General features: G+C 41.5%; 36 protein-coding genes. 33 read left to right on the forward strand and 3 right to left on the reverse strand.

The genetic code is table 11. The features are described from left to right. From rplB to carA, 27 genes are all read left to right on the forward strand, one after another. Entirely contained in the window at window positions 1-825 is an 825-nt protein-coding gene (gene rplB, locus FBF61_RS20680; protein WP_138480878.1) for a 50S ribosomal protein L2, read from the forward strand. 9 nt (window positions 826-834) lie between these two features. Further along, entirely contained in the window at window positions 835-1,113 is a 279-nt protein-coding gene (gene rpsS, locus FBF61_RS20685) for a 30S ribosomal protein S19 (protein ID WP_115830811.1), read from the forward strand. Between the two features lie 55 nt (window positions 1,114-1,168). Then, complete coding sequence (rplV, locus tag FBF61_RS20690) at window positions 1,169-1,558, forward strand: 50S ribosomal protein L22 (RefSeq protein WP_138480880.1); 390 nt, start codon at window positions 1,169-1,171, stop codon at window positions 1,556-1,558. 19 nt (window positions 1,559-1,577) lie between these two features. Then, complete coding sequence (gene rpsC / locus FBF61_RS20695) at window positions 1,578-2,414, forward strand: 30S ribosomal protein S3 (RefSeq protein WP_138480882.1); 837 nt, start codon at window positions 1,578-1,580, stop codon at window positions 2,412-2,414. A gap of 44 nt (window positions 2,415-2,458) precedes the next feature. Beyond that, entirely contained in the window at window positions 2,459-2,884 is a 426-nt protein-coding gene (gene rplP, locus FBF61_RS20700; RefSeq protein WP_138480884.1) for a 50S ribosomal protein L16, read from the forward strand. Between the two features lie 41 nt (window positions 2,885-2,925). Continuing rightward, on the forward strand, window positions 2,926-3,120 hold the full coding sequence (gene rpmC / locus FBF61_RS20705) for a 50S ribosomal protein L29 (protein ID WP_138480886.1): 195 nt from the start codon (window positions 2,926-2,928) through the stop codon (window positions 3,118-3,120). Window positions 3,121-3,135: 15 nt separating this feature from the next. Next, window positions 3,136-3,399, forward strand: coding sequence for a 30S ribosomal protein S17 (gene rpsQ / locus FBF61_RS20710; protein ID WP_082217005.1), 264 nt, complete (start codon window positions 3,136-3,138; stop codon window positions 3,397-3,399). 2 nt (window positions 3,400-3,401) lie between these two features. After that, window positions 3,402-3,770 carry a 50S ribosomal protein L14 gene (gene rplN / locus FBF61_RS20715; RefSeq protein WP_026631237.1) on the forward strand — a complete coding sequence of 123 codons (369 nt, stop codon included), beginning with the start codon at window positions 3,402-3,404 and terminating at the stop codon, window positions 3,768-3,770. A gap of 48 nt (window positions 3,771-3,818) precedes the next feature. Further along, on the forward strand, window positions 3,819-4,160 hold the full coding sequence (rplX, locus tag FBF61_RS20720) for a 50S ribosomal protein L24 (protein ID WP_138480888.1): 342 nt from the start codon (window positions 3,819-3,821) through the stop codon (window positions 4,158-4,160). 75 nt (window positions 4,161-4,235) lie between these two features. Next, window positions 4,236-4,790 carry a 50S ribosomal protein L5 gene (gene rplE, locus FBF61_RS20725; protein WP_138480890.1) on the forward strand — a complete coding sequence of 185 codons (555 nt, stop codon included), beginning with the start codon at window positions 4,236-4,238 and terminating at the stop codon, window positions 4,788-4,790. 32 nt (window positions 4,791-4,822) lie between these two features. Next, window positions 4,823-5,092: a 30S ribosomal protein S14 gene (rpsN, locus tag FBF61_RS20730; RefSeq protein ID WP_138480892.1), complete on the forward strand. Its 270-nt coding sequence runs from the start codon at window positions 4,823-4,825 to the stop codon at window positions 5,090-5,092. A gap of 75 nt (window positions 5,093-5,167) precedes the next feature. Next, the gene (gene rpsH, locus FBF61_RS20735; RefSeq protein WP_138480894.1) at window positions 5,168-5,566 is read left to right on the forward strand and encodes a 30S ribosomal protein S8; all 399 of its coding nucleotides are present in this window, start codon (window positions 5,168-5,170) and stop codon (window positions 5,564-5,566) included. A gap of 21 nt (window positions 5,567-5,587) precedes the next feature. Then, window positions 5,588-6,145: a 50S ribosomal protein L6 gene (gene rplF, locus FBF61_RS20740; protein ID WP_138480896.1), complete on the forward strand. Its 558-nt coding sequence runs from the start codon at window positions 5,588-5,590 to the stop codon at window positions 6,143-6,145. Window positions 6,146-6,190: 45 nt separating this feature from the next. Then, window positions 6,191-6,544 (forward strand): 50S ribosomal protein L18, encoded by a 354-nt coding sequence (rplR, locus tag FBF61_RS20745; RefSeq protein WP_138480898.1) that lies wholly within the window; start codon window positions 6,191-6,193, stop codon window positions 6,542-6,544. A 14-nt stretch (window positions 6,545-6,558) separates the two neighbouring features. After that, entirely contained in the window at window positions 6,559-7,074 is a 516-nt protein-coding gene (gene rpsE, locus FBF61_RS20750; protein ID WP_138480900.1) for a 30S ribosomal protein S5, read from the forward strand. Window positions 7,075-7,106: 32 nt separating this feature from the next. Further along, window positions 7,107-7,286: a 50S ribosomal protein L30 gene (gene rpmD, locus FBF61_RS20755; protein WP_138481319.1), complete on the forward strand. Its 180-nt coding sequence runs from the start codon at window positions 7,107-7,109 to the stop codon at window positions 7,284-7,286. A gap of 13 nt (window positions 7,287-7,299) precedes the next feature. Further along, on the forward strand, window positions 7,300-7,746 hold the full coding sequence (rplO, locus tag FBF61_RS20760; protein WP_138480902.1) for a 50S ribosomal protein L15: 447 nt from the start codon (window positions 7,300-7,302) through the stop codon (window positions 7,744-7,746). Window positions 7,747-7,805: 59 nt separating this feature from the next. Next, window positions 7,806-9,119 (forward strand): preprotein translocase subunit SecY, encoded by a 1,314-nt coding sequence (secY, locus tag FBF61_RS20765; protein ID WP_138480904.1) that lies wholly within the window; start codon window positions 7,806-7,808, stop codon window positions 9,117-9,119. Window positions 9,120-9,125: 6 nt separating this feature from the next. After that, window positions 9,126-9,920 carry a type I methionyl aminopeptidase gene (gene map, locus FBF61_RS20770; RefSeq protein ID WP_138480907.1) on the forward strand — a complete coding sequence of 265 codons (795 nt, stop codon included), beginning with the start codon at window positions 9,126-9,128 and terminating at the stop codon, window positions 9,918-9,920. 15 nt (window positions 9,921-9,935) lie between these two features. Beyond that, entirely contained in the window at window positions 9,936-10,154 is a 219-nt protein-coding gene (gene infA / locus FBF61_RS20775) for a translation initiation factor IF-1 (RefSeq protein ID WP_015813810.1), read from the forward strand. 42 nt (window positions 10,155-10,196) lie between these two features. Next, complete coding sequence (gene ykgO / locus FBF61_RS20780) at window positions 10,197-10,313, forward strand: type B 50S ribosomal protein L36 (RefSeq protein ID WP_015813811.1); 117 nt, start codon at window positions 10,197-10,199, stop codon at window positions 10,311-10,313. 5 nt (window positions 10,314-10,318) lie between these two features. Further along, window positions 10,319-10,696, forward strand: a complete 378-nt coding sequence (gene rpsM / locus FBF61_RS20785; protein ID WP_138480909.1) for a 30S ribosomal protein S13 — start codon at window positions 10,319-10,321, stop codon at window positions 10,694-10,696. A 43-nt stretch (window positions 10,697-10,739) separates the two neighbouring features. Continuing rightward, entirely contained in the window at window positions 10,740-11,135 is a 396-nt protein-coding gene (gene rpsK, locus FBF61_RS20790) for a 30S ribosomal protein S11 (protein ID WP_138480911.1), read from the forward strand. Window positions 11,136-11,211: 76 nt separating this feature from the next. Continuing rightward, window positions 11,212-11,817 carry a 30S ribosomal protein S4 gene (rpsD, locus tag FBF61_RS20795; RefSeq protein WP_138480913.1) on the forward strand — a complete coding sequence of 202 codons (606 nt, stop codon included), beginning with the start codon at window positions 11,212-11,214 and terminating at the stop codon, window positions 11,815-11,817. A gap of 128 nt (window positions 11,818-11,945) precedes the next feature. Continuing rightward, window positions 11,946-12,935: a DNA-directed RNA polymerase subunit alpha gene (locus FBF61_RS20800; RefSeq protein ID WP_138480915.1), complete on the forward strand. Its 990-nt coding sequence runs from the start codon at window positions 11,946-11,948 to the stop codon at window positions 12,933-12,935. A gap of 70 nt (window positions 12,936-13,005) precedes the next feature. Next, window positions 13,006-13,581, forward strand: coding sequence for a 50S ribosomal protein L17 (gene rplQ / locus FBF61_RS20805; protein ID WP_138480917.1), 576 nt, complete (start codon window positions 13,006-13,008; stop codon window positions 13,579-13,581). Between the two features lie 145 nt (window positions 13,582-13,726). After that, window positions 13,727-14,830 (forward strand): glutamine-hydrolyzing carbamoyl-phosphate synthase small subunit, encoded by a 1,104-nt coding sequence (carA, locus tag FBF61_RS20810; RefSeq protein WP_138480919.1) that lies wholly within the window; start codon window positions 13,727-13,729, stop codon window positions 14,828-14,830. Window positions 14,831-14,880: 50 nt separating this feature from the next. On the opposite strand, the gene FBF61_RS20815 is transcribed toward carA, so the two are convergent. Next, complete coding sequence (locus FBF61_RS20815) at window positions 14,881-15,585, reverse strand: rhodanese-like domain-containing protein (protein WP_138480921.1); 705 nt, start codon at window positions 15,583-15,585, stop codon at window positions 14,881-14,883. A gap of 127 nt (window positions 15,586-15,712) precedes the next feature. Between FBF61_RS20815 and eno the strand changes: the two genes are divergently transcribed. From eno to FBF61_RS20845, 6 genes are all read left to right on the forward strand, one after another. Continuing rightward, the gene (eno, locus tag FBF61_RS20820) at window positions 15,713-16,984 is read left to right on the forward strand and encodes a phosphopyruvate hydratase (RefSeq protein WP_138480923.1); all 1,272 of its coding nucleotides are present in this window, start codon (window positions 15,713-15,715) and stop codon (window positions 16,982-16,984) included. Window positions 16,985-17,030: 46 nt separating this feature from the next. Beyond that, complete coding sequence (locus FBF61_RS20825; protein ID WP_229215150.1) at window positions 17,031-17,369, forward strand: FtsB family cell division protein; 339 nt, start codon at window positions 17,031-17,033, stop codon at window positions 17,367-17,369. A gap of 39 nt (window positions 17,370-17,408) precedes the next feature. Continuing rightward, the gene (locus FBF61_RS20830; protein ID WP_138480925.1) at window positions 17,409-17,915 is read left to right on the forward strand and encodes a low molecular weight protein-tyrosine-phosphatase; all 507 of its coding nucleotides are present in this window, start codon (window positions 17,409-17,411) and stop codon (window positions 17,913-17,915) included. A 54-nt stretch (window positions 17,916-17,969) separates the two neighbouring features. Next, window positions 17,970-19,502, forward strand: a complete 1,533-nt coding sequence (gpmI, locus tag FBF61_RS20835) for a 2,3-bisphosphoglycerate-independent phosphoglycerate mutase (protein WP_138480927.1) — start codon at window positions 17,970-17,972, stop codon at window positions 19,500-19,502. Window positions 19,503-19,597: 95 nt separating this feature from the next. Continuing rightward, window positions 19,598-20,209: a hypothetical protein gene (locus FBF61_RS20840; RefSeq protein ID WP_229215151.1), complete on the forward strand. Its 612-nt coding sequence runs from the start codon at window positions 19,598-19,600 to the stop codon at window positions 20,207-20,209. A gap of 325 nt (window positions 20,210-20,534) precedes the next feature. Next, window positions 20,535-21,488, forward strand: coding sequence for a DUF8428 domain-containing protein (locus FBF61_RS20845; protein ID WP_138480929.1), 954 nt, complete (start codon window positions 20,535-20,537; stop codon window positions 21,486-21,488). 72 nt (window positions 21,489-21,560) lie between these two features. Here FBF61_RS20845 and FBF61_RS20850 read toward each other — a convergent pair whose 3' ends face one another. Then, on the reverse strand, window positions 21,561-22,469 hold the full coding sequence (locus tag FBF61_RS20850; protein WP_138480931.1) for a polyphosphate kinase 2 family protein: 909 nt from the start codon (window positions 22,467-22,469) through the stop codon (window positions 21,561-21,563). A gap of 42 nt (window positions 22,470-22,511) precedes the next feature. Beyond that, window positions 22,512-23,087 (reverse strand): non-canonical purine NTP diphosphatase, encoded by a 576-nt coding sequence (locus tag FBF61_RS20855; RefSeq protein WP_138480933.1) that lies wholly within the window; start codon window positions 23,085-23,087, stop codon window positions 22,512-22,514. Between the last annotated feature and the right edge of the window lie 36 nt (window positions 23,088-23,123).

The raw sequence follows: 23,123 nt of genomic DNA on the forward strand, positions 1-23,123 counted from the left end.
ATGGCAGTTAAAAAATTAAAACCTACAAGTGCTGGTCAGCGTTTTCGCTCCGCTCCTACTTTCGAGGAGATCACAACGGCGAAACCTGAGAAAAGTCTACTGGAAACCATCAAAAGAACAGGTGGTCGTAACAGCCAGGGACATCGCACGATGCGTCATATAGGAGGTGGTCACAAGCGGAAATACCGTGTAATTGATTTCAAAAGAAATCGGTTTGATGCACCAGCAACAGTTCTTACAATTGAATACGATCCAAACCGTTCAGCACGTATCGCTTTGGTTCAGTATGAGGACGACGAGAAAAGATATGTAATTGCACCAAACGGACTGAAAGTAGGACAAGTTATTGTTTCTGGAAGTTCAGTAGCACCGGAGGTAGGAAACGCTCTTCCTTTGGGGTCTATGCCAATTGGTACAATTGTTCATAATGTTGAGCTTACTCCTGGTAAAGGAGGCCAGTTTGTCAGAAGTGCGGGAGCTTATGCTCAGCTTGTGGCGAGAGAAGGTAAATATGCAGTGTTGAAAATGCCATCCGGCGAAATGCGGATGATACTTTCTACCTGTATTGCAACGGTAGGTACAGTATCTAATTCAAGCCATATGAATGTAGCTCTTGGAAAGGCAGGACGCAGACGTTGGTTGGGACGTCGTCCAAGAGTTAGGGGTGTTGCTATGAACCCAGTTGATCACCCAATGGGTGGTGGAGAAGGGCGTTCTTCTGGTGGACAGCCTCGGTCACGTAACGGACAGTTCTCAAAAGGACTTAAAACCCGTGATCGGAACAAGCATTCAGAAAAATTGATTATCAGCCGTCGTAAAAAATAATAGAATAACATGGCACGCTCATTAAAAAAAGGACCATATATAGACTTTCGCCTTGAGAACAAAGTAACTGTGATGAACAGTGCTGCTCGCAAGTCTGTAATTAAGACGTGGTCACGACGTTCAATGATTTCGCCTGATTTTATCGGGCATACATTCGCGGTTCACAACGGCAACAAGTTTATACCGGTTTATGTAACTGAGAACATGGTAGGACACAAGCTTGGAGAGTTTTCGCCAACGCGCAATTTCCGTGGCCATACCGCAAAAAAAGATAAAGGAAGAAAATAATTAGTCGACGGTAGCTGGTTTTACATTAGTGGAACGAGCCTATATCTGAAAGAACATGGAAGCAAGAGCTATATTAAGAAATGTGCCTACTTCTCCTCGTAAAATGAGGTTAGTAGCCGACATGATTCGCGGACAAAAGGTTAGCAAAGCGTTGGCGCTGTTAAAGTTTCAACCAAGAGCTTCTTCACCGTTATTGCACAAAGTTTTACTTTCTGCGGTAGCCAACTGGCAACAGCTGAATGAAGATGCGAAGCTGGAAGATGCTGATCTTATTGTAAAAACCGTTTTTATCGACGGTGGACGTATGTTGAAAAGGTTGCGCCCTGCGCCCCAGGGAAGGGCACATCGGATTCGTAAGAGATCTAATCACATTACAATCGTGATAGACGACGCAGCGGAGGTAATCGCGAGTGTAGATAAACAAGCAGTAATCACTGAATCATAAGTAAACCGATCTATATCGAATGGGACAAAAGGTTAATCCTATAGGTCTGAGACTAGGAATTGTTAGAGGATGGGAGTCAAGTTGGTATGGAGGAAAGGACTTTTCTGACAAACTTGTTGAAGACGAAAAAATTCGTAACTATATCAAGGCACGTATCCCAAAAGGATCAATCTCGAAAGTAGTTATTGAACGTACTCTGAAGCGTATTACACTTACTATACATACTGCACGTCCAGGTATAGTTATTGGAAAAGGTGGAAGCGAGGTTGATAAAATCAAAGAAGAGCTTAAAAAGATCACAGGTAAAGATGTTCAGATAAACATCTATGAGATAAAGCGGCCTGAGATCGATGCTAAGTTGGTTGGTGAAGCGATAGCGCAACAATTACAAGCACGTATTTCATATCGTCGCGCAATGAAGCAATCAATTGCTTCTGCTATGAGGGTAGGAACGCAAGGCATTAAGATCCGTCTTGCTGGACGTTTAGGTGGTGCTGAAATGGCCCGTACAGAAGAATATAAAGAAGGTCGTATTCCTCTGCATACTTTGAGAGCGGATATTGATTATGCTATCTCGGAAGCTCAGACTATTTATGGAAAAATAGGTATAAAAGTCTGGATATTCAAAGGCGAGCTTTATGGAAAGCGTGATTTGACGCCGAGTGCTGCTACGGCTGCTGCTGATAGAAATGATAGAGGCGGAAATGAGCGTGGTGGTGCCGGTGCTGGTAATGACCGTGGTGGAAGAGATAGAAGAGGTGGTCGCGGCAACGAAGGTGGTGGTGCTCCCCGTAGTGATGGCGGTGGCGGAAGTGAGGCGGATCGTCGCAAGAGAAATAAAAATAAGAAGAAGTAATTCGCATTTTCCGGTTTTTTAATCGGTTCAAATAGATTAAAATCATGTTACAGCCGAAAAGAACAAAATTTCGCAAGCAACAAAAAGGAAAGGGTTCATATAACGGTTTGGCTACACGTGGACATGAAATCGCTTTCGGATCATTTGCAATAAAAGCATTAGAGCCAGGTTGGTTGACCGCACGCCAAATTGAGGCAGCTCGTATCTCGGTAACGCGTGCAATGAAACGTGAAGGTCAGGTTTGGATTCGTGTTTTTCCAGACAAACCAATTACTAAAAAGCCTGCTGAGGTTCGTATGGGTAAAGGTAAGGGTGCTCCTGAGTATTGGGTAGCTCCTGTTAAACCTGGAACAATCATCTTCGAAGCAACTGGTGTTGCATTGGATACTGCGAATGAAGCATTGCGTTTGGCTGCACAAAAGTTGCCAATTAAAACCAAGTTCGTGGTACGCCGGGATTATCAGGAATAGCGCTAACCCGAACGTATTAAGAACACTAATTATTAAAAGCAATGACTAGTAAAGAATTAAAGGATCTGTCGCAGGATCAGCTCAAACAGCAGATCGCCCAAGAGAGAGAGCGCTTATTGAGGTTGAAATTTGCACATGCTATTTCACCTATTGAGAACCCTTTGCGTATTCGCGCCTCACGTAAGGAAATTGCAAGACTCTTAACCGAGCTGTCGGCTAAAAGTAACCAACAGTAAATCAGTTTAGAAATTATGGAGGCAACAGAAAGAAATTTACGTAAAGAGAGAGTTGGCAAAGTAGTGAGCAACAAAATGGAGAAATCCTGTGTGATCACTGTGGAGCGGAAAGTAAAACATGCGAAGTACGGTAAGTTTATGACTAAAACTACCAAGCTTATGGTGCATGACGAAACAAATCAGGTTGGAATCGGTGATACGATCCGCGTGATGGAAACACGGCCGCTTAGTAAAAATAAGCGTTGGAGATTAGTAGAAATCCTTGAAAGAGCTAAGTAACAATGGTACAGCAAGAATCAAGACTGTCGGTAGCAGACAACAGTGGAGCGAAGGAAGTACTCGTAATTCGTGTACTTGGTGGAACTGGCAAACGCTATGCGTCAGTAGGCGATAAAATCGTCGTAACAGTAAAATCGGCCCTGTCTTCTAGTAATATGAAAAAGGGAACGGTTTCCAAGGCCGTGGTGGTACGTACTAAAAAAGAAGTGCGTCGTAAGGATGGTACATACATTCGTTTTGAAGATAATGCGGCAGTTTTATTGAACAACAATGATGAACCACGTGGTACTCGTATTTTTGGGCCGGTTGCCCGTGAATTGCGTGAAAAGCAATTCATGAAAATAGTATCATTGGCGCCTGAAGTGTTGTAAGAAATCACAATGTTAGTATTTCTTTAAATCGATAAGAAAATACCTCAAATGGAAAGTAAAAATAAAAAGACACCCGCAAAACTACATGTTCGTAGCGGAGATACTGTAAAGGTAATTTCCGGAAATGCGAAGGGAGAGACTGGCGTTATTAAAAAGATTATCGTAGAAAAGCTGAGAGCTACTGTTGAAGGTGTTAATATGATTACAAAGCATGTTAAACCTAATGCCCAAAATCCTCAGGGGAGTATAGAAAAACTTGAAGGCCCAATTCATATCAGTAACCTAATGGTTGTTGATCCTAAAACTGGTGAGACTTCAAGGACCGGCCGTAAAGCCAATGACAAAGGTAAATTGCAACGTTTTGCAAAAAAATCAGGCAATTTTCTTTGAGATCGAATTAACGATACAGTTGAATAATTATATGTAAGCGAGTGGGTCGGCAATCCACAGTAACTAATTTAAAAAATGGCACAGCCAAGATTAAAAGAGAAATACCTTAGCGAAGTTGTCTCTCAGTTGAAAGACAAATTCCAATATAAGTCGAGCATGCAGGTTCCTCGGTTGACAAAAATTGTTATCAATAAAGGAATCGGGGCCGCAGTAGCTGACAAAAAGCTTGTTGATACAGGTGTTGAGGAACTGGGTCTGATTACAGGACAGAAAGCCATAGCTACGATTTCGAAAAAGGCGGTTTCTAACTTCAAATTGAGGGAAAACATGCCTATCGGAGCGAAGGTTACATTACGTGGAGATCGTATGTACGAGTTCCTTGATCGTTTGACGGCTATTGCAATGCCTAGGGTGAGAGATTTCAAGGGGATTAGTGATAAAGGGTTCGATGGACGTGGTAATTATACATTTGGTGTTAAGGAGCAGATAATTTTTCCTGAGATCAGTATCGAGAAGGTTAATAAGATAACTGGAATGGATATCACATTCGTTACTTCTACCAATTCGGATGAAGAAAGCTATGAGTTGCTAAAAGCACTTGGTATGCCTTTCACTAATGTTAGTAAATAAGGATATACTTTAATATAAGATATTTACCGATAATGGCAAAAGAATCAGTTAAAGCACGGGAAAGAAAAAGACAAGAACTAGTCGCACGATATGCCGAAAAACGGACAAAATTGAAAGCTGCTGGTGACTGGGTTGGACTTGACAAGTTACCACGTAATTCTTCTCCTGTTCGTTTGCACAACAGGTGCAAGATAACCGGAAGACCACGTGGATATATGCGTAAATTCGGAATTTCAAGAGTTCTGTTCCGGGATATGGCCTCTGATGGTAAAATTCCGGGTGTTACAAAATCAAGTTGGTAGGAAACTTTCAATTCTGATTTCAATTACTTAACTTTGCACTCCCGTTTCAAAGGGGTGTTTAAACTAGGCATAAAAATGTTAACGGATCCCATAGCAGATTATCTGACGAGACTCAGAAACGCCATAAAAGCGAAGCACAGGGTTGTTGAGATACCTGCATCCAACATAAAAAAAGAAATTACAAAAGTACTTTTTGACAAAGGGTATATTCAAAGTTATAAGTTTGACGAAATCGGTCCTCAGGGAACGATCAAAATAGCTTTGAAATATAATCCTGTGACAAAGCAATCTGCGATTGTGAAATTGGAGAGGGTTAGTAAGCCTGGACTACGTAAATATTCAGGTTCATCAACTTTGCCCCGTGTTTTAGGCGGATTAGGGACTGTTATTATCTCTACATCTAAGGGGGTAATGACCGATAAAGAAGCTAAAACACTTAATGTAGGTGGCGAAGTGTTATGTTTCGTGTATTAATATTTAAAAGTTATTCAGGAAATGTCACGAATAGGAAATAAAGTTATTGTTTTGCCGGCAGGTGTTTCTGTTTCAGTAGCAGATAACAATGTTGTGTCGGTGAAAGGACCGAAAGGTGTGCTTTTTCAGGCTGTTGATACAGACATCAGTGTTGAGGTGGAAGGAAATGAGTTGAAAGTAAAACGTCCCACAGAGCAGAAGCGTCATAAAGCGCTGCACGGTTTGTATCGGTCGCTGATCAACAATATGGTGATTGGAGTTGATGCTGGTTATAAGAAAGAGTTAGAGATAATTGGTGTAGGGTATAAAGCCAGTGCAGCTAACAATGTCTTGGAGTTACAATTAGGGTATTCTCATAATATATTTATGGCTATTCCTGAAGAGATAAAACTCTCGACTACTTCTGAGAAAGGTCAAAATCCGAAGGTTATTTTGGAAGGAATTGATAAAGAATTAATTGGATCCGTAGCAGCTAAAATCAAATCATTGCGTAAAGTTGAGCCTTATAAAGGTAAGGGTATACGTTTTGTTGGTGAAATAGTTCGTCGTAAAGCTGGTAAGTCTGCCTCTAAGAAGTAGTGCGTTGCCACGGAGTAGTTATAAACAAGTTAGATAAGATCAAAAATGGCTAACGTAAAAGCAGATAGAAGACAACGCCTTAAATATCACATTCGTAAGAAGGTGAAAGGTAGTTCAGAGCGCCCAAGATTATCGGTTTTCCGTTCTAATACCAGTATCTATGCACAAATTATAGATGATATTAAAGGTGTAACACTTGTTAGTGCGTCGTCTTTGGATCTGGGAGAAAGAAAAGAGAATTCGAATGTTGGTGTGGCACTTGAGGTTGGAAAGAAAATAGCAGCAAAAGCACAGGAGGCAGGTATTCAGGCAGTTGTGTTCGACCGCAACGGATATTTGTATCACGGTAAAGTAAAAGCATTGGCCGAAGGAGCTCGCGAGGGTGGCCTGAAATTCTAAGTATAACTAAGACTATGTCTACAAATACAAAACCTTCAAAGGTTAACGAATCTGATCTGAAAGAACGCGTGGTAGCGATCAATCGGGTTGCAAAAGTGGTAAAAGGTGGTCGTCGTTTCAGCTTTTCAGCGATAGTCGTTGTAGGTGATGGAAATGGTGTTGTCGGATATGGCTTGGGTAAGGCGAATGAGGTGACTGACGCTATCGCGAAAGGAATTGATGACGCAAAGAAAAATCTGATCCAAATTCCTATGTTGAAACATACTGTTCCTCATGAAATGGAAGGTAAGTTTAGTGGTGGGTTTGTTTTGATTAAACCAGCTGCGCCTGGAACAGGTGTTTTGGCAGGTGGCCCCATGCGGGCAGTGCTTGAAAGTGCTGGTATTAAAGATGTCTTGGCGAAGTCAAAAGGCTCATCTAATCCACACAATGTAATTAAGGCTACAATTGATGCACTTTTGAAGATGAGGGCTCCACACCAGGTTGCTTTTCAGAGAGGTGTTAAATTGGAGAAAGTTTTCAACGGATAGTCCCACAGGAAATCCTTTATCTGAGAGTAATGATGTCAAAAGTACGTATTACACAAATTAAGAGCACAATTGACCGGCCAGAGAGGCAGAAACTAACCATTAAAGCTTTGGGCTTGGGGAAGTTGAACAGATCAGTTGAAAAAGAAAATAGCGAAGCTATTGCAGGCATGATCCGGAAGGTGAGCCATTTAGTTAAAGTTGAAGAAATCTAACATATATATTAACATGAATCTTAGTTCATTAAAACCGGCTGTTGGCTCCGTTAAAGTAGGGAAGCGAGTTGGACGTGGTCAAGGCTCTGGTAAAGGAGGAACCGCTGCACGTGGACATAAAGGTGCTCAATCCCGTTCTGGATATAGCCGTAAGGTTGGGTTTGAAGGAGGGCAAATGCCTCTTCAAAGACGCCTTCCGAAGTTTGGATTTAACAATATTAACAGGGTAGAATATAAGGCGCTGAACCTTGATGCTATTCAGGCACTGGCTCAGAAAGCTGAGGTTAGCGTTGTGACTTTAGATCTAATTCGTGAAAACGGTCTTTGTGCGAAAAAAGATTTAGTAAAAATCCTTAACAGAGGAGAGATTTCGATTGCGGTTGAGGTTCAGGCGCATGGATTTTCTGCTTCTGCTATTGAGTCAATCGAGAAGGCAGGAGGAAAAGCTGTTAAATTGTAATTTTGTTATTCGGTAAACAGCTATTGTTTATTATTGAGTAGCTAATGTAAGCCCAGGACATGAAACGATTTTTAGAGACAATTAAGCACATATTTGCGATAGAGGAATTGAGAACACGTATTCTCAATACTCTCTTGTTTATAACGATATTCCGTTTGGGGTCTTACGTGGCGTTGCCGGGCGTTGAGCCGGACCAGATGAATGTTTCTACGCAAGGATTGCTAGGTTTGCTGGATACGTTTCTGGGTGGTGCCTTTAGCAAGGCATCTATTTTTGCATTGGGCATTATGCCTTATATCTCGGCCTCTATTGCAATTCAGCTGTTGACTATGGCGTTGCCGTATTTTCAGAAAATGCAAAAGGAGGGGGAATCAGGGCGTAAGAAATTGAATCAAATCACAAGAGTTTTAACGATTGTAGTGACTCTTGTCCAGGGTACTGCTTATTTGAATACAACCGTCCCTGATGAAGCACTGTTGGTGTCAAGAAGTCTTTTTTCTATATCCTCAGTTTTTGTTCTTACCGCTGGTACCATGTTTTGTATGTGGTTAGGAGAACGAATTACCGATAAAGGAATTGGTAACGGAATATCAATGTTGATCATGATTGGCATTGTGTCCAGATTTCCGGGAGCCATATATAAGGAATTTGTATCTCGTGGAAGCGGACAGATATTATTATTTGTAATTGAGATTGTGGCTCTCTATTTTGTGATTATGGGTGCAGTTATGTTGACACAGGCTGTACGGCGTATTCCGATTCAGTATGCGAAACAGGTGGTAGGAAATCGGGTAATGGGAGGTCAACGTCAGTATTTGCCTTTGAAATTGAATGCTGCTGGTGTTATGCCGATTATTTTTGCGCAGGCATTGATGTTTATCCCTTCTTTGGGTGCGTCATATTTTGCGGAAAAGAGTGATTTTGCTAGCAATGTCGCTACGATCTTTGCGAACTACACAACTTGGCAATACAATCTTCTTTTTGCTGTCTTGATTATTGTATTTACATTTTTCTATACAGCTATTTCAGTGAATCCGCAGCAAATTGCGGATGATATGAAGCGAGGCGGTGGATTTGTACCGGGCGTTAAACCAGGTCAGCAAACTTCTGAGTATATAAGCTCTATATTGGATCGCATAACATTTCCGGGCTCATTGATGCTTGCTATTGTTGCAACTTTACCTGCCTTTGCGAGCCTTCTGGGTGTTTCAACAGATTTTGCCCACTTTTTCGGCGGAACCTCACTTTTGATTATGGTTGGGGTAGTACTGGATACCTTGCAGCAAGTAGAGAGTTATCTGTTGATGAGAAGGTACGAAGGATTAATGAAATCAGGACGTGTTAAAGGTAGGACAGAGAGTGTTGCTATCTGATAGATAATGATTTATCTTAAGACTGAAGAGGAAATAGATCTCATAAAGGAGAGTGCTCAGGTTCTGGGTAAGGCCCATGCTGAGGTGGCACAATGGGTTAAACCGGGTGTTGCAACCAGGAAGCTTGACGCAATTGCCGAGGATTATATCAGAGATTTTGGTGGAACTCCGTCATTCAAAGGCTTTAACAACTTTCCAGCCTCTTTATGTATTTCTGTTAACGAGGTGGTAGTTCATGGATTCCCAAGCGGGTATGTTCTTAAGGAGGGCGATATAGTTTCGATAGACTGTGGTGTAAAGCTCAACGGATTTCATAGTGACAGCGCTTATACATATCCAGTCGGCGAGGTTGCAGGGGATGTAATGAAACTGTTGATAGCAACTAAGAAGTCGTTGTACAAAGGCATAGAACAAGCAGTGGATGGTTTGAGGATGGGTGACATTGGTCATGCTATTCAGAGTTTCGTTGAAGATCGTGGGTATACTGTTGTTAGAGAGCTTGTGGGACACGGGTTAGGCAGAAGCTTACACGAAAGTCCTGAGGTACCAAATTACGGCAAAAGAGGTAAGGGTATACGGTTAAAGGAAGGTATGGTGTTGGCAATAGAGCCGATGATTAATCTGGGTGTCAAATCCGTTATACAGGAACGAGACGGATGGACTATTAGGACAAGTGATAGGAAGTATTCAGCCCATTTTGAGCATACCGTGGTCGTCCGTAAGGGAAAACCTGAGATTTTAACAACATTTGACTATATAGAAAAAGTGACCGCCAATACCAGCCTTATGGTAGAAGCATAGTAATAAACGCGAAGAATGGCAAAACAAGCATCAATAGAACAAGACGGAGTAATTTTAGAAGCACTCTCCAATGCTATGTTTCGTGTGGTATTGGAAAATAAGCATGAAGTGATTGCCCATATTTCGGGTAAAATGCGGATGCACTATATAAAAATATTGCCTGGCGACCGTGTTAAGTTGGAAATGTCTCCTTACGACTTATCAAAGGCCAGGATTACTTACAGATACAAATAAGGAGAAGATCACCTCAATATTAACAAATAAGTAACATTCCAGATGAAAGTTAAAGCATCAGTTAAAAAGCGCAGTGAGGACTGCAAAGTCATACGCCGGAAGGGTAAAGTCTATGTGATTAATAAAAAGAACCCACGGTATAAACAAAGACAAGGTTAATAATTATGGCACGTATTTCAGGAGTTGATATTCCCGACCGTAAAAGAGGTGAGATCTCACTAACTTATATTTTCGGAATTGGTCGTAGTTCGGCTAAAAAGATTTTGGATAAGGCTGGTGTTGATGTTGATAAAAAGGTGATTGATTGGACAGACGATGAGTCTGGTGCGATTCGTGCGGTCATTGCTGGTGAATATAAAGTTGAAGGCGCACTTAAGTCTGAGGTTCAGCTGAGCATTAAACGTTTAATGGATATTGCTTGCTATCGTGGTCTTCGTCATCGTAAAGGTTTGCCGTTACGTGGTCAAAGAACGAAAAACAATTCTCGTACTCGTAAGGGTAAACGTAAAACAATCGCGAACAAGAAAAAGGCTACTAAATAAATAATGAGGGGTGGAATTACATCCACGACTTATTTCACGAGCAATGGCACAAAATAAAAGAAAAGATAAGGCTAAGAAAAGAGTTGTAGTAGTGGAGTCGGTGGGTCAAGTACACATCAAGGCTTCTTTCAACAACATCATTATCTCTATTACCAATAGCAACGGACAGGTTATTTCCTGGGGTTCCGCTGGTAAGATGGGATTTCGTGGTTCCAAGAAAAATACTCCCTATGCAGCTCAGACAGCAGCTCAAAGCTGCGCCCAAGTCGCTTTTGACTTAGGTATGAGAAAAGCGGAAGTATTTGTTAAAGGTCCAGGATCTGGACGCGAGTCTGCGATCCGTACCATTCAGAATGCCGGAATAGAAGTTACTACTATCCGTGATATCACTCCGCTTCCGCACAATGGTTGCCGTCCCCCAAAACGCAGGAGAGTTTAGTTTATACACCCATTCGTAATTTGGACACTGGGGTTACAGAATGGTTTTTTTAATTTTTAGTTAACAAATTGTTTTAATGGCACGTTACACAGGTCCCAAATCAAAGATTGCAAGGCGCTACGGAGAACCAATTATGGGTCCGAGCAAAGCACTTGCTAAAAAGAATTATCCTCCCGGAGTTCATGGGAAAGGACGTCGTTCGAAAAAGTCGGAGTATGCTTTACAGTTAATGGAAAAGCAGAAAGTGAAATTTATTTACGGAATACTTGAAAGACAGTTTCGTAATTTATTCGAAAAGGCGTCGGTGAAAGAAGGTATTACCGGAGAGAACTTACTCAGATTTTGTGAAGCACGTCTGGATAACACAGTTTATCGTCTGGGGATAGCTCCTACAAGACGTGCGGCGCGTCAGCTCGTAACTCATAAGCACATTCTTGTAGACGGAGAGATTGTTAACATCCCTTCTTACTCTTTACGCCCTGGTCAGATTGTGACTGTAAGGGAAAAATCAAAATCACTTGAAACTATTTCGGACAGCCTTGCTGGACATAGTTCAAAAGGATTTAACTGGTTGGAGTGGGATAGCCAACAATTGACCGGCAAGTTTGTTACTTTCCCGGAACGTGAGCAAATCCCAGAAAATATCAATGAGCAGCTCATCGTTGAGTTGTACTCTAAATAATAATCTTCCCAGTACAGCACGTTTAGTTTTACTAGACGTGCTTTTAGCCGGAAACGGCAATTTTGCGATCGCAAAGGTAACGGTAGCGTGATCAACTATCATTTACTACTATAAAAGGAGCAAGGACTATGTCAATATTAGCTTTCCAAATGCCTGATAAGGTCGTCATGGAAAAAGCAGACGACTTTCACGGGTTGTTTGAGTTTAAGCCTTTAGAGAAAGGATACGGCGTAACAATTGGTAATGCGTTACGTAGAATACTTCTTTCATCTTTAGAAGGTTATGCCATCACGAGTGTGAAGTTTCCAGGGGTTCTTCACGAATTTTCTTCTATCGAAGGTATAGTTGAGGATGTTACGGAAATCATCCTGAACCTGAAAATGGTTCGTTTTAAAAAAGTTTCTGATTTAAATGAGAGTAGAATTGTAGTGAATCTCAAAAACGTCTCGGTAGTCACTGCCGGTGATATTGGTAAGTTCACCAATGCTTTTGAGGTCTTGAACCCGGATCAGGTCATTTGTCACATTGATGATCAAAAAGAATTCGAAATGGAGCTGCTTCTCGACAAGGGAAGAGGATATGTTCCAGCTGATGAACCTCGGGCAAATGAATTGCCTTTTGGTTATATAGCGGTGGATTCTATCTACACACCAATTAAAAATGTGAAATATAGTGTTGAAAATACACGTGTTGAGCAACGCACAGACTATGAGCGTCTTTTAATTGATATACAAACGGATGGATCGATTCACCCTGAGGATGCTTTGAAAGGTGCCGCCAATATCTTAATCCAACATTTCATGCTTTTCTCTGATCAGACGATGACGTTTGAGAAACAAAAGGCAGAAGAGGATAATCAGGTTGATGAGGAAATGTTGCGGATGAGGAAGTTATTAAAGACTTCTTTGTCAGAACTTGACTTATCGGTTCGTGCATATAACTGCTTGAAATCAGCTGATGTTAAATCATTGGGTGATCTTGTTAGGCTTGAAATTTCGGATATGATGAAGTTCCGTAATTTTGGTAAAAAGTCACTTACCGAGTTGGAGCAGCTTGTTGCGGACAAACAATTGACGTTTGGAATGGATGTTGCCAAATATCGTTTGGACGAAGAATAATTTAATATCCTAATAAGTATGTATTCTGAAGCGCGCCAGTCGCTGCTCGAAGCAACTAAACAAAAACAAAATGAGACACGGTAAGAAAGATAATCATTTAGGAAGAACAGCATCTCACCGTAAGGCGATGCTTTCAAACATGGCTTCCTCTTTGATTCTTCACAAAAGAATTGAGACTACTTTAGCGAAAGCAAAGGAACTGCGTAAGTATGTTGAGCCATTGTTGACCCGCGCGAAAGAGGATTCTACCCACAACAGACGTATTGTTTTTTCTTATCTGAACGATAAAGAATCTACAAAAGAACTGTTTGGTGTAGTATCTGACAAAATTGCTTCTCGCCCAGGTGGCTACACTCGTATTATTAAATTGGGTAATCGTCTTGGTGATGCTGCTGAGGTGGCATTGATTGAGTTGGTTGATTTCAATGATGCGTTGCTTCTTGCGAATGCTGATAAACCAGCAAAAACACGTCGAAGCAGAAGAGGTGGTAAAAAGGCCGATTCTTCAGGCGAAGAAGTTGTTGCAGCATCAGCAGTGAAAAAGGCAGATCATCCGATTGTAGCCGAAGCAGAGCCTGTCGCTGAAGAGCCTCAGACAGAGAAACATGAAACAGCTGAGAAACCAGAAGATGCAGACAAAGAATAGTGTTATTGCTGGTGATCACTTTATAGTATAGTAAAAGGGGTTGAACGTTTTCGTTTAGCCCTTTTTTATGAGCGTAATTTATTAATTTTGGCAAAATAATTGACTGAGAATGTCTTATCAGTTATAAAAATAGATTAACCATTTTATGAATCAGAAAAAGGAAGCTTTATTGTTGCTGGAAGATGGAACGGCATACAGAGGGTTGGCTTTGGGAATAAGCGGAACGACTGGGGGTGAGATTTGTTTTAATACGGGAATGACTGGATATCAGGAAATTTATACCGATCCATCCTATTACGGTCAGATAATAGTTAATACGAACTCGCACATCGGTAACTACGGTGTGCAGCTGGAAGACGAAGAAGAATCGGCTTCTGTAAAAATTCGTGGTATGGTCTGCAATACATTCTCACAAATCTATTCTCGTCACACAGCTGATTTTTCTTTACAAGAATACTTTGAAAGAGCAAATATTGTAGGAATCAGTAATGTGGACACACGACACCTGGTTAGGCACGTTCGCGAGCAAGGCGTAATGAACGCGATTATTTCATCTGAAATATTGGATGAAGAGCTGCTGATGCAAGAGCTGCGAAAAGTACCGTCTATGGATGGTCTTGAATTATCCTCAGAGGTGACAACAGAGCAGCCATATTTCGTGGGGGATGAAGCGGGGAGTAAGTGGCGTATCGCTGTTATGGATTATGGAATTAAGAAGAGTATTCTGAAAAATCTTACTTCAAGAGGTTGTTATTGCAAAGTGTTTCCAGCTAAGACTCCGTTTGAAGAGGTTATGGACTGGCAGCCAGATGGATTTTTTATATCAAACGGACCAGGTGACCCTTCTGCAATGCTTTATGCAGTTGAGAGCGTGAATCAGATGATAAAAACGAGCAAGCCATTGTTTGGAATTTGTCTCGGGCATCAACTTTTGGCCCTGTCGAGTGGAATCAATACATATAAAATGCATCATGGGCATCGCGGACTGAATCATCCTGTAAAGAATCTCATTACCGGTATGTGTGAGGTGACTTCACAAAACCATGGATTTGCAGTGAACCCGGAAGAAATTGAAAGCCATCCTGATGTGGAAATTACGCACGTCAATTTGAATGATAAAACTATTGAAGGAATCCGCAGAAAGGACTATCCAGCATTTTCAGTACAGTATCACCCGGAAGCTTCTCCTGGACCACACGACTCTCGCTACCTTTTTGATGATTTTATCAATTTACTGAGTGCCAATTAATCTTATTTAAACAAAAAACCCTCCGATTAAACTCCGAGGGTTTTTTAGTTTTATAGATTTGATTCAATGAGTTTTCGGAACTCCTTTTCTTCCATAAAACCGTTTTTGCGAATAAGTAATTTACCGTCTCTATACAATAGGAATGCGGGGATTCCATCAATATTCAACTCCTTTGCGAGCGCTTTGTTATTATCATACGGGATGGTTTCTATGTGCGCCTTTCCTTTGTACTCAGCAGTGAGTTTATACACGGTCGGTAACATCTTTACACATGGCTCGCACCAGGGAGCGTAGAAATCCACAAGTACAAGACCTTTTGCGCCGATAATCTTTTTGAATCCTGTTGAACTCATTCCTTTGGGAGCTGAACTGTCAACCGGTGCATCAATAAGTTTTCCGGAAGAGGTCCATTTTAAGTATCCGCCCTTCATATCATAAATCTCCTTAAACCCATATTCGTGCAATATTTCGGCGGCAGCTGCACTTCTGCTGCCCGCAAGGCAATACACAAAAACCGGTTTGGTTTTATCCAGCGATTTTATTTTTTCACGAAAGTCGGAACTCTTGTAGTCAATATTTAGAGAGTTGCTTAAATGACCCTCTTTATACTCCTGAGGTGTTCTTACATCCAGCAATTGAGCATGGGTGGCATTGGAAAGTTTTCCTTGAAAATCATCAGTAGATAGTGTCGTCTGAGCTTTAATTTCTATAAAAAGTAACAGAAACGCTATAATCAGAATGTGAATTAATTTCATAGCAATTGTTTTGGACGATGAAGCTGTAAATTTAAGCTAAAGTGAATTGGCGTTTATGGATGACAATTTTTTTGTGTTATTTTGTAGCGCTAATATATTTCAATTCTAATCAAACCATAAGCTGCAAATGAGTACGATTCAGTCAGTACATGCAAGACAAATTCTGGATTCAAGAGGAAACCCAACGGTAGAAGTAGATATTCGTACAGAAAATGGTTATTTGGGACGTGCTGCTGTCCCTTCCGGTGCTTCCACTGGAAAACATGAAGCAGTTGAACTTCGCGATGACGACAAAAGCGTATATGTAGGAAAAGGGGTTTTGAAGGCGGTTGAAAATGTAAATGACATTATCTTCCCCGAGCTGATCGGATGCTCAATTTTTGAGCAGAATTTGATCGACAAAATCATGCTTGAATTGGACGGAACACCTAATAAGTCGAAATTGGGTGCTAATGCTATCCTAGGTGTGTCTCTGGCGGCTGCGAAAGCAGGTGCACTTGAAGCGAATCTACCTCTTTACCGATATGTAGGCGGTACCAATGCAAATACCCTTCCAGTTCCTATGATGAATATCCTGAATGGTGGAAGCCACGCGGATAATTCGATTGATTTTCAGGAGTTTATGATCCTGCCTGCAAAAGCTGATACGTTCTCTGAATCCTTGAGAATGGGTGTTGAAGTATTCCATACACTTAAAACTGTTTTGAAAAGCAAAGGATATTCCACAAACGTGGGAGATGAAGGTGGTTTCGCACCTAACATTAAATCTAATGAAGAGGCTATTGAGGTTGTTCTTCAGGCCATTGAAAAAGCAGGTTACAAACCAGGTGAAGATATCTTTATCGCTATGGATGCTGCTGTGTCGGAGTTCTATGAGGATGGTCTTTATCATTTCAAAAAATCTGATGGCCGTAAATTAACTTCGGCTGAGATGGCAGATTACTGGACACAATGGGTTGCTAAATATCCGATTATCTCTATTGAGGACGGAATGGATGAAGATGACTGGGCTGGCTGGAAGACGCTTACTGAATCAATCGGCAAAAAATGCCAGCTTGTGGGAGATGATTTGTTTGTGACAAACGTGACCCGTTTACAACAAGGAATCGAATCGCAGATTGCAAATGCTATCCTGATTAAAGTTAATCAGATCGGTTCGCTTACCGAGACAATCGATACCGTTAATCTTGCGAAGAGAAACAGCTACAAAAACATCATGTCGCACCGTTCCGGTGAAACTGAGGATTCAACCATTGCTGATCTTGCGGTAGCTTTGAATACAGGTCAGATTAAGACAGGTTCAGCTTCACGTTCTGACAGGATGGCGAAATACAATCAGCTTCTTCGTATTGAAGAGGAACTTGGAGAAAGCGCTTATTTCCCAGGATTGAAATTCTAAATTTTATTAAAACCGGGGCTAAAAGCTCCGGTTTTAGTTTGAAGATATGTCAGATCTGAAAAACAAACCATTTTGGCCACTTTATTCGATGAAGAACTTTTATACCGCCACGCTGGTAGCATGGTTGGTATGGATACTGTTTCTGGATAATAACAATATGCGTGTTGTATATTCACACAGATCTAAAATGAAAGACCTGGAAAAAGAAAAGGCTGTCCTGCTAGACAAAATCCGACAAGTGAAAAAGGAGCGGAATGAAGTTTTTGGAAACCCAAAAATGCTTGAAAAATGGGCCCGGGAGAAATTTATGATGCGTCGGCCAAATGAAGAGGTTTATGTAATTGTAGATGAAAACAATCAGCTCGTTGAAAGTAAAAAGGAATAGTCGATAATTGTTTTCGATGGTTTATACGATACATCAGTTTTGATCAGGGTACTCTTTGTCTGTTTGGGCAATATCTGCCGTTCTCCCATTGCAGAAGCAACTTTTAACCATCTTGTTAAAAGCAAAAATCTTGACAAGCACATTGAATGTGACTCAGCAGGGACAGCTGCATATCATATCGGAAGCCTGCCTGATAAGAGAATTAGAAAGGTCGCGCAGGATAATGGTCTTATTCTGACGCATAAGGCCAGGCAACTGGCTCATGACGATTTCTTTAAATTCGATTATATCATGGCTATGGATCAGTCCAATTTCGAGAATATCCGGAAAGTCAGTCTGCTTGCCCGGGATCAAGAGCCTTCTGACATAGGCATTCAGTTGTACCGCGCGTTTGATCCCGAGAAAGGAAATTCCCTTAACGTGCCGGATCCTTACTATGAAGATTTTGCTGCTTTTCAAAATGTATATGAAATAGTAAGAAGGAGCGGTTCGGTATTTCTGGATTTTTTGATAGAAAAACATAATTTGAATGCTCCGGAGATTTAGATATTCTGAGTAGTTCGGATGGAAATCATATATTAATTCATAATTATCAAGACATTGAGCAAGAAAGTAATTCTTATTATCATGGACGGGTGGGGCATCGCCAAAGCTGGTGAGGAAAACCGCTCGGCGGTTTTAGCTGCAAACACTCCTTTTTATGACAGCATTCTTCAGAAATACTCGCATAGTAAGCTGGAAGCAAGCGGCTTGGCTGTAGGGCTTCCCGACGGGCAAATGGGTAATTCCGAGGTGGGGCATACCAATCTGGGAGCCGGAAGAGTAGTTTATCAGGATTTGGTAAAAATAAATCTGGCCGTATCGGAAGGTACATTAGGGCAGGAGCCTGTGTTGACGGATGCGCTTGATTACGCTAAGTCAAATGGTAGGAAAGTACACTTTATCGGGCTGGTATCTGATGGTGGTGTGCATTCGCATATTGATCACTTGAAGGGACTTTGCAAGATCGCATCAGATAAGGGCTTGACGGATGTTTTTGTTCATGCTTTTACCGATGGACGGGATTGCGATCCCAAAAGCGGTCTTGGGTTTCTCACCGAACTTCAGACAAGCATGAGTCAGACTACTGGCCAAATTGCTAGTGTAGTCGGCCGGTATTATGCTATGGACCGTGATAAAAGATGGGAACGTGTAAAATTGGCTTATGATGCCATGGTGCATGGCGAAGGACATCATGTTTTATCGGCAGATGTTTTGAAGGCGGTTCGTGATTCTTATGAAGAGGGCGTAACAGATGAATTTATCATGCCAATCATAGCTACCAACGAGGATGGTACACCTTTGGCAGTTATACAGGACGGAGATGTTGTTCTTTGCTTCAATTTCCGGACGGACCGCGGTCGGGAAATCACCGAAGTTCTTACTCAGCAGGATTTCCACGAGCAGAATATGCACAAGCTGAATCTGAAATATATCACCATGACCAATTATGATGATACTTTCAAAGGGGTTGATGTGATTTTTGACAAAGATAACCTCAATAATACGCTTGGGGAAGTTTTGGAAGCGGCCGGCAAGAAACAGATCCGGATAGCAGAAACAGAAAAATATCCCCACGTGACGTTCTTTTTCTCAGGCGGTCGGGAAAAGCCTTTCGAAGGTGAAAGCCGCCTGCTGTGCCCGTCACCTAAAGTCGCTACTTACGATTTACAACCCGAGATGTCAGCCTTCGGGATAAGGGATTCTATCATTCCTGAATTAATAAAAGAAGACGTTGATTTCGTTTGTCTGAATTTTGCCAATCCGGATATGGTTGGGCATACGGGTGTTTTCGAAGCTGCGGTAAAAGCTTGTGAAACGGTTGATCAGTGTGTTCAAGCCGTGGTAACAACCGGCCTCGATCATGGATATTCGTCTATTATCATTGCCGACCATGGTAATTCCGATTACATGAGGAATGATGACGGGTCTCCCAATACAGCTCATTCTCTGAACTTGGTTCCTTGTATACTGGTTGACAACGAGTATCATGCCCCGTTGAAAGATGGAAAACTGGCGGATATCGCACCGACCATTTTAGGGTTGATGGGTATTGAAAAACCATTGGAAATGACGGGGAATAGCATCCTTTAAACTTTACGGCAATACAAGATGTTGTCCTGTCAGAGAGTCCACCGGGCTCTCTGTTTTTTTACATGTATATGGATCGAAAGACTGCGAAAAAAATAATGAAGTCAACAATTGGATCATTACTATTTTATATTCCGGGCGTTAAGTTGCCTGCACTGGTATTTGTTTTAATGGCAGCAACATTAATGTCGTGCGAAAATTCAGAGGTTGAGAGAAATGATGTGAAGTATTATTACGATTTAAAAGGGTTTATAAATAACCAGATCATTGTCCTGAATGAAAAAAAACCGAAGGTTACAAAGGACCTGATTATCGATGGCCATAAAGAGGTCAGTACGACCAATGATGTGGACTGGAAGAAAGAGCTTGAGTTATTTATACAATCAGATCTCAACAAACCTTCCTATCAACAAAGCTATACTGTTGTCAGAGCCGATTCTTTATCTTATGAATACATTCTTAAACCTGGAGAGGATCTGCCAATCAGGCATCTTGATATAAAGCTGGATTCTGCAACGCATCAACCTGTTGCTGTTCATGCGCTGCTTAAATCAGAAAACAAGATTTACACTTCAGAAAAAAACATCTCGCTCACTTGTACCAAAAGGGAGAACCTACTGGAAATTTCTTCTTACTCAGTGGCTGGGTACCAAAAGCTGGCTTTCATGAAAAGGAAGTCATTCAATGTTTCTGCGAAAATAGGATTATAAGAGGGCTGTTAGCATTATTTGAATGTACCCTAACACCATAACTTGGGTAATGATTACCCAATTTCCGGATAGGGAAATTTACCTGAATAGTCCGAAACAGCAATTCGTATCAGCCTTTGTATTGTCTTAAAAAGTGTTGATAATCTGCTTATTGAGCATTTTTTTAGTACTATTTCCATAATTAAATCGGTTAAAAATCACGCTTGAAACGGCGGGTAGTTCATTGGGCATAGAATTGGTTAATTTGGGAAAAACCATGTAAATCCGGAAGTCATTTAACCTGATCACATGTAAAACTAAATCACACAAGTTTAACACTAAATCAATGCAACAAGAACAGAAAAATAAGCAAAGCATAGCCTGGGCAATGGTTGTTGTCCTTGGGCTAGCCACAGCCATGTTTGGCTACCTGTTTACCACTCAGAAAAACGAACTGACGCAACAGGAATCATTGGTCGTTGAAAAAGCCCGCGAGCTGGCCATAACCAAAACGAAGCTGGATTCGATCTCAACAGTTTTAGACGCAAAAATTGCTGAAATTGAAAAATTGGGGGGTGATGTTACAGAACTTACAAAAGTAAAAGAGAGACTTGAAGCTGATAAGTTGGCTTTCAGCCGCAGCAGAAAAGTGGAAACTGGAAAGTATCTCGGCAAAATAAAAGAATACGAGAAGTTTCTGGTAGAAAAAGACGAGATGATTGCGCAGCTGAAAGCTGAAAATGAGCATCTTATGGCGTCTAATGATTCGTTAAGCACACATGTGGGAGCACTTACAAGTGAACGTGAAAGATTAGTTCAGCGTCAGGCAGAATTAACGGATTCTGTGGTGACCTTTACAGCGGCTAACCAGGAGTTAAGTGCGAAGGTTAGCAAGGCAGCTGCATTGAGAGCACAAAACCTGAAAGTTCTGACTGTTAATTCAAGAGGTAAAGTAAAAGACAGGGAAGAGTATAAGTCCAGCCGTGTTGACAAGCTGAAACTTGTTTTCAATCTTCCTGAAAATGAGCTGACTGCTCAGGAACCAAAAGACATTTATATCCGCGTTCTGGATCCGGAAGGAGCTGTTGTGGCTGATGACGCAACCGGATCAGGTGAGTTTGAAATCGATGGTGCTCCATCTAAGTTCACTACCCGCGAGTCGATTGCATATCAGAACAATAACCAGAAAGTAGAGATGTTATATGACAATACATCTCAGTTCCGTCCAGGAAAATACAATGTGGAATTGTATGCGGAAGGCTATAAAATTGGTGGAGGAAATTTTACCATCAAGAAGTAAAAAAGACTTGAATTCACACCATGCATAGCTATCAAAGTCGGTTGATCAATCAACCGACTTTTTTGTTGTCTTCTACTTGTCAGATGTTGAAGATTTGCCATTCTGAGCATTGATGATATCAATGTACCGGTGGAGCTCTGCGGTTCTTTCAGGACCAACGTCCGGGTATTTCATATCCATTTTCCTGAGTTCCTCCACGATTATTTTGGCGACAGTAAGCCGTAGATTCTTTTTGTCATCAGCCGGAATGACGTACCAGGGGGCTTTTTTGGATGCGGTTTCATTGATACAATCCTGATAGGCCTGCATATACTCATCCCATTTGTAGCGAAGCTTTACATCCTGTTCTTCAAATTTCCAGTTTTTTGAAGGGTCTTCAATCCTTTCGATTAACCGCTTTGCCTGCTCTTCTTTGGATACATTGAGAAAAAATTTGATCACCCGGATGCCGTTTCGGTACAGGTACTTTTCCAGGTTTCTGATGTCAGAATAGCGTTGCCGCCACACTTTATCCGTATCACTTGTGAGTTCTTCAGGTAGCTTTTGTGAGCTTGTAAGTATATCCGGATCAACTTTTACAACCAGCACTTCTTCGTAATAGCTTCGATTAAAAATAGTGATCGTTCCCCGCTGAGGTAGCACCTGATTGCTTCTCCACAAAAAATCATGTTCAAGCTCCGTTTCCGTGGGCCTTTTGAATGAATGGATTTTCACGCCTACGGGGTTCACACCAGACAGTACGTGTTTGATGGTCCCATCTTTGCCGGCTGCGTCCATAGCCTGGAAGATCACAAGCAGACCATACCGGTTATGCGCGTACATCATGCTTTGAAGTTCATCAAGCTCTCTGGCAGACTCAGTTTGCATGGCTTCATACTCTTCTTTGTCTGCATAAATATCTTTGAACTTCGTTTTGGTCTTTTTTATCTCAAAGTTCCTGGATCCGTCGAACCTGAATTCATCGATTTTGAAATCTGACATAATTAGGGAATTTAGGTGTTGATAAATGATGATGGACGTTTTTTACAACTGCTTTAAATATCCGACTAGGTTGGCGAATGCCCGTCCCCTGTGGCTCAAAGCTGACTTTTCCGATAAAGTCATTTCTGCGAACGTTCTATCGAAACCTTCCGGAACAAACACCGGATCGTATCCAAATCCATTTGTACCTCTTTTTTCTAAGATAATGTTGCCTTCCACAATTCCTTCAAACTGATGATAGGCTCCATCTAAAACCAAAGTAATTACGGTAATGAAACGCGCTTCACGATTGTTTTGACTGGCAAGGTTCGTGAGAAGGAGGTCGATATTGTCTTCGGAATTTCGCTGAGGACCTGCATAACGCGCGGACCGGACTCCCGGCTCATAATTTAGCGAGAAAACTTCCAGGCCTGTGTCGTCTGCAAAACAATTGATTCTATAATTCTCCCACACATATTCCGCTTTGGCGCGAGAATTTTCAGGTATGGTCTCATAAGGTTCAGGAATGTCAGTATGGCAGCCAATGTCATTCAGAGTCAAGAGCTCAAATTGATCACCGAGCAACGCCTGGATTTCTTCAAGTTTGTTTACATTATTGGTAGCAAAGCAAAGTTTCATTTCAGGAATATTTGGATCGGATTGCATTTTACACAA

The organism is Dyadobacter bucti, from assembly GCF_005869225.1.
Classification (GTDB): Bacteria; Bacteroidota; Bacteroidia; order Cytophagales; family Spirosomataceae; genus Dyadobacter; species Dyadobacter bucti.

Coding starts and splice junctions, on each gene's coding strand:
- rpmC (WP_138480886.1), top strand. CDS start 2,926: ATGACTAGTAAAGAATTAAAGGATCTGTCGCAGGATCAGCTCAAACAG.
- secY (WP_138480904.1), top strand. CDS start 7,806: ATGAAACGATTTTTAGAGACAATTAAGCACATATTTGCGATAGAGGAA.
- eno (WP_138480923.1), top strand. CDS start 15,713: ATGAGTACGATTCAGTCAGTACATGCAAGACAAATTCTGGATTCAAGA.
- rpsE (WP_138480900.1), top strand. CDS start 6,559: ATGTCTACAAATACAAAACCTTCAAAGGTTAACGAATCTGATCTGAAA.
- rplQ (WP_138480917.1), top strand. CDS start 13,006: ATGAGACACGGTAAGAAAGATAATCATTTAGGAAGAACAGCATCTCAC.
- rpsQ (WP_082217005.1), top strand. CDS start 3,136: ATGGAGGCAACAGAAAGAAATTTACGTAAAGAGAGAGTTGGCAAAGTA.
- rpsM (WP_138480909.1), top strand. CDS start 10,319: ATGGCACGTATTTCAGGAGTTGATATTCCCGACCGTAAAAGAGGTGAG.
- rpsC (WP_138480882.1), top strand. CDS start 1,578: ATGGGACAAAAGGTTAATCCTATAGGTCTGAGACTAGGAATTGTTAGA.
- rplN (WP_026631237.1), top strand. CDS start 3,402: ATGGTACAGCAAGAATCAAGACTGTCGGTAGCAGACAACAGTGGAGCG.
- rpsS (WP_115830811.1), top strand. CDS start 835: ATGGCACGCTCATTAAAAAAAGGACCATATATAGACTTTCGCCTTGAG.
- rpsK (WP_138480911.1), top strand. CDS start 10,740: ATGGCACAAAATAAAAGAAAAGATAAGGCTAAGAAAAGAGTTGTAGTA.
- FBF61_RS20815 (WP_138480921.1), bottom strand. CDS start 15,585: ATGAAATTAATTCACATTCTGATTATAGCGTTTCTGTTACTTTTTATA.
- rpmD (WP_138481319.1), top strand. CDS start 7,107: ATGTCAAAAGTACGTATTACACAAATTAAGAGCACAATTGACCGGCCA.
- infA (WP_015813810.1), top strand. CDS start 9,936: ATGGCAAAACAAGCATCAATAGAACAAGACGGAGTAATTTTAGAAGCA.
- FBF61_RS20855 (WP_138480933.1), bottom strand. CDS start 23,087: ATGAAACTTTGCTTTGCTACCAATAATGTAAACAAACTTGAAGAAATC.
- rplX (WP_138480888.1), top strand. CDS start 3,819: ATGGAAAGTAAAAATAAAAAGACACCCGCAAAACTACATGTTCGTAGC.
- ykgO (WP_015813811.1), top strand. CDS start 10,197: ATGAAAGTTAAAGCATCAGTTAAAAAGCGCAGTGAGGACTGCAAAGTC.
- rpsN (WP_138480892.1), top strand. CDS start 4,823: ATGGCAAAAGAATCAGTTAAAGCACGGGAAAGAAAAAGACAAGAACTA.
- FBF61_RS20825 (WP_229215150.1), top strand. CDS start 17,031: ATGTCAGATCTGAAAAACAAACCATTTTGGCCACTTTATTCGATGAAG.
- FBF61_RS20850 (WP_138480931.1), bottom strand. CDS start 22,469: ATGTCAGATTTCAAAATCGATGAATTCAGGTTCGACGGATCCAGGAAC.
- rplR (WP_138480898.1), top strand. CDS start 6,191: ATGGCTAACGTAAAAGCAGATAGAAGACAACGCCTTAAATATCACATT.
- rplF (WP_138480896.1), top strand. CDS start 5,588: ATGTCACGAATAGGAAATAAAGTTATTGTTTTGCCGGCAGGTGTTTCT.
- map (WP_138480907.1), top strand. CDS start 9,126: ATGATTTATCTTAAGACTGAAGAGGAAATAGATCTCATAAAGGAGAGT.
- FBF61_RS20840 (WP_229215151.1), top strand. CDS start 19,598: ATGAAGTCAACAATTGGATCATTACTATTTTATATTCCGGGCGTTAAG.
- carA (WP_138480919.1), top strand. CDS start 13,727: ATGAATCAGAAAAAGGAAGCTTTATTGTTGCTGGAAGATGGAACGGCA.
- rplO (WP_138480902.1), top strand. CDS start 7,300: ATGAATCTTAGTTCATTAAAACCGGCTGTTGGCTCCGTTAAAGTAGGG.
- FBF61_RS20800 (WP_138480915.1), top strand. CDS start 11,946: ATGTCAATATTAGCTTTCCAAATGCCTGATAAGGTCGTCATGGAAAAA.
- rplB (WP_138480878.1), top strand. CDS start 1: ATGGCAGTTAAAAAATTAAAACCTACAAGTGCTGGTCAGCGTTTTCGC.
- rpsD (WP_138480913.1), top strand. CDS start 11,212: ATGGCACGTTACACAGGTCCCAAATCAAAGATTGCAAGGCGCTACGGA.
- rplV (WP_138480880.1), top strand. CDS start 1,169: ATGGAAGCAAGAGCTATATTAAGAAATGTGCCTACTTCTCCTCGTAAA.
- rpsH (WP_138480894.1), top strand. CDS start 5,168: ATGTTAACGGATCCCATAGCAGATTATCTGACGAGACTCAGAAACGCC.
- rplP (WP_138480884.1), top strand. CDS start 2,459: ATGTTACAGCCGAAAAGAACAAAATTTCGCAAGCAACAAAAAGGAAAG.
- FBF61_RS20845 (WP_138480929.1), top strand. CDS start 20,535: ATGCAACAAGAACAGAAAAATAAGCAAAGCATAGCCTGGGCAATGGTT.
- rplE (WP_138480890.1), top strand. CDS start 4,236: ATGGCACAGCCAAGATTAAAAGAGAAATACCTTAGCGAAGTTGTCTCT.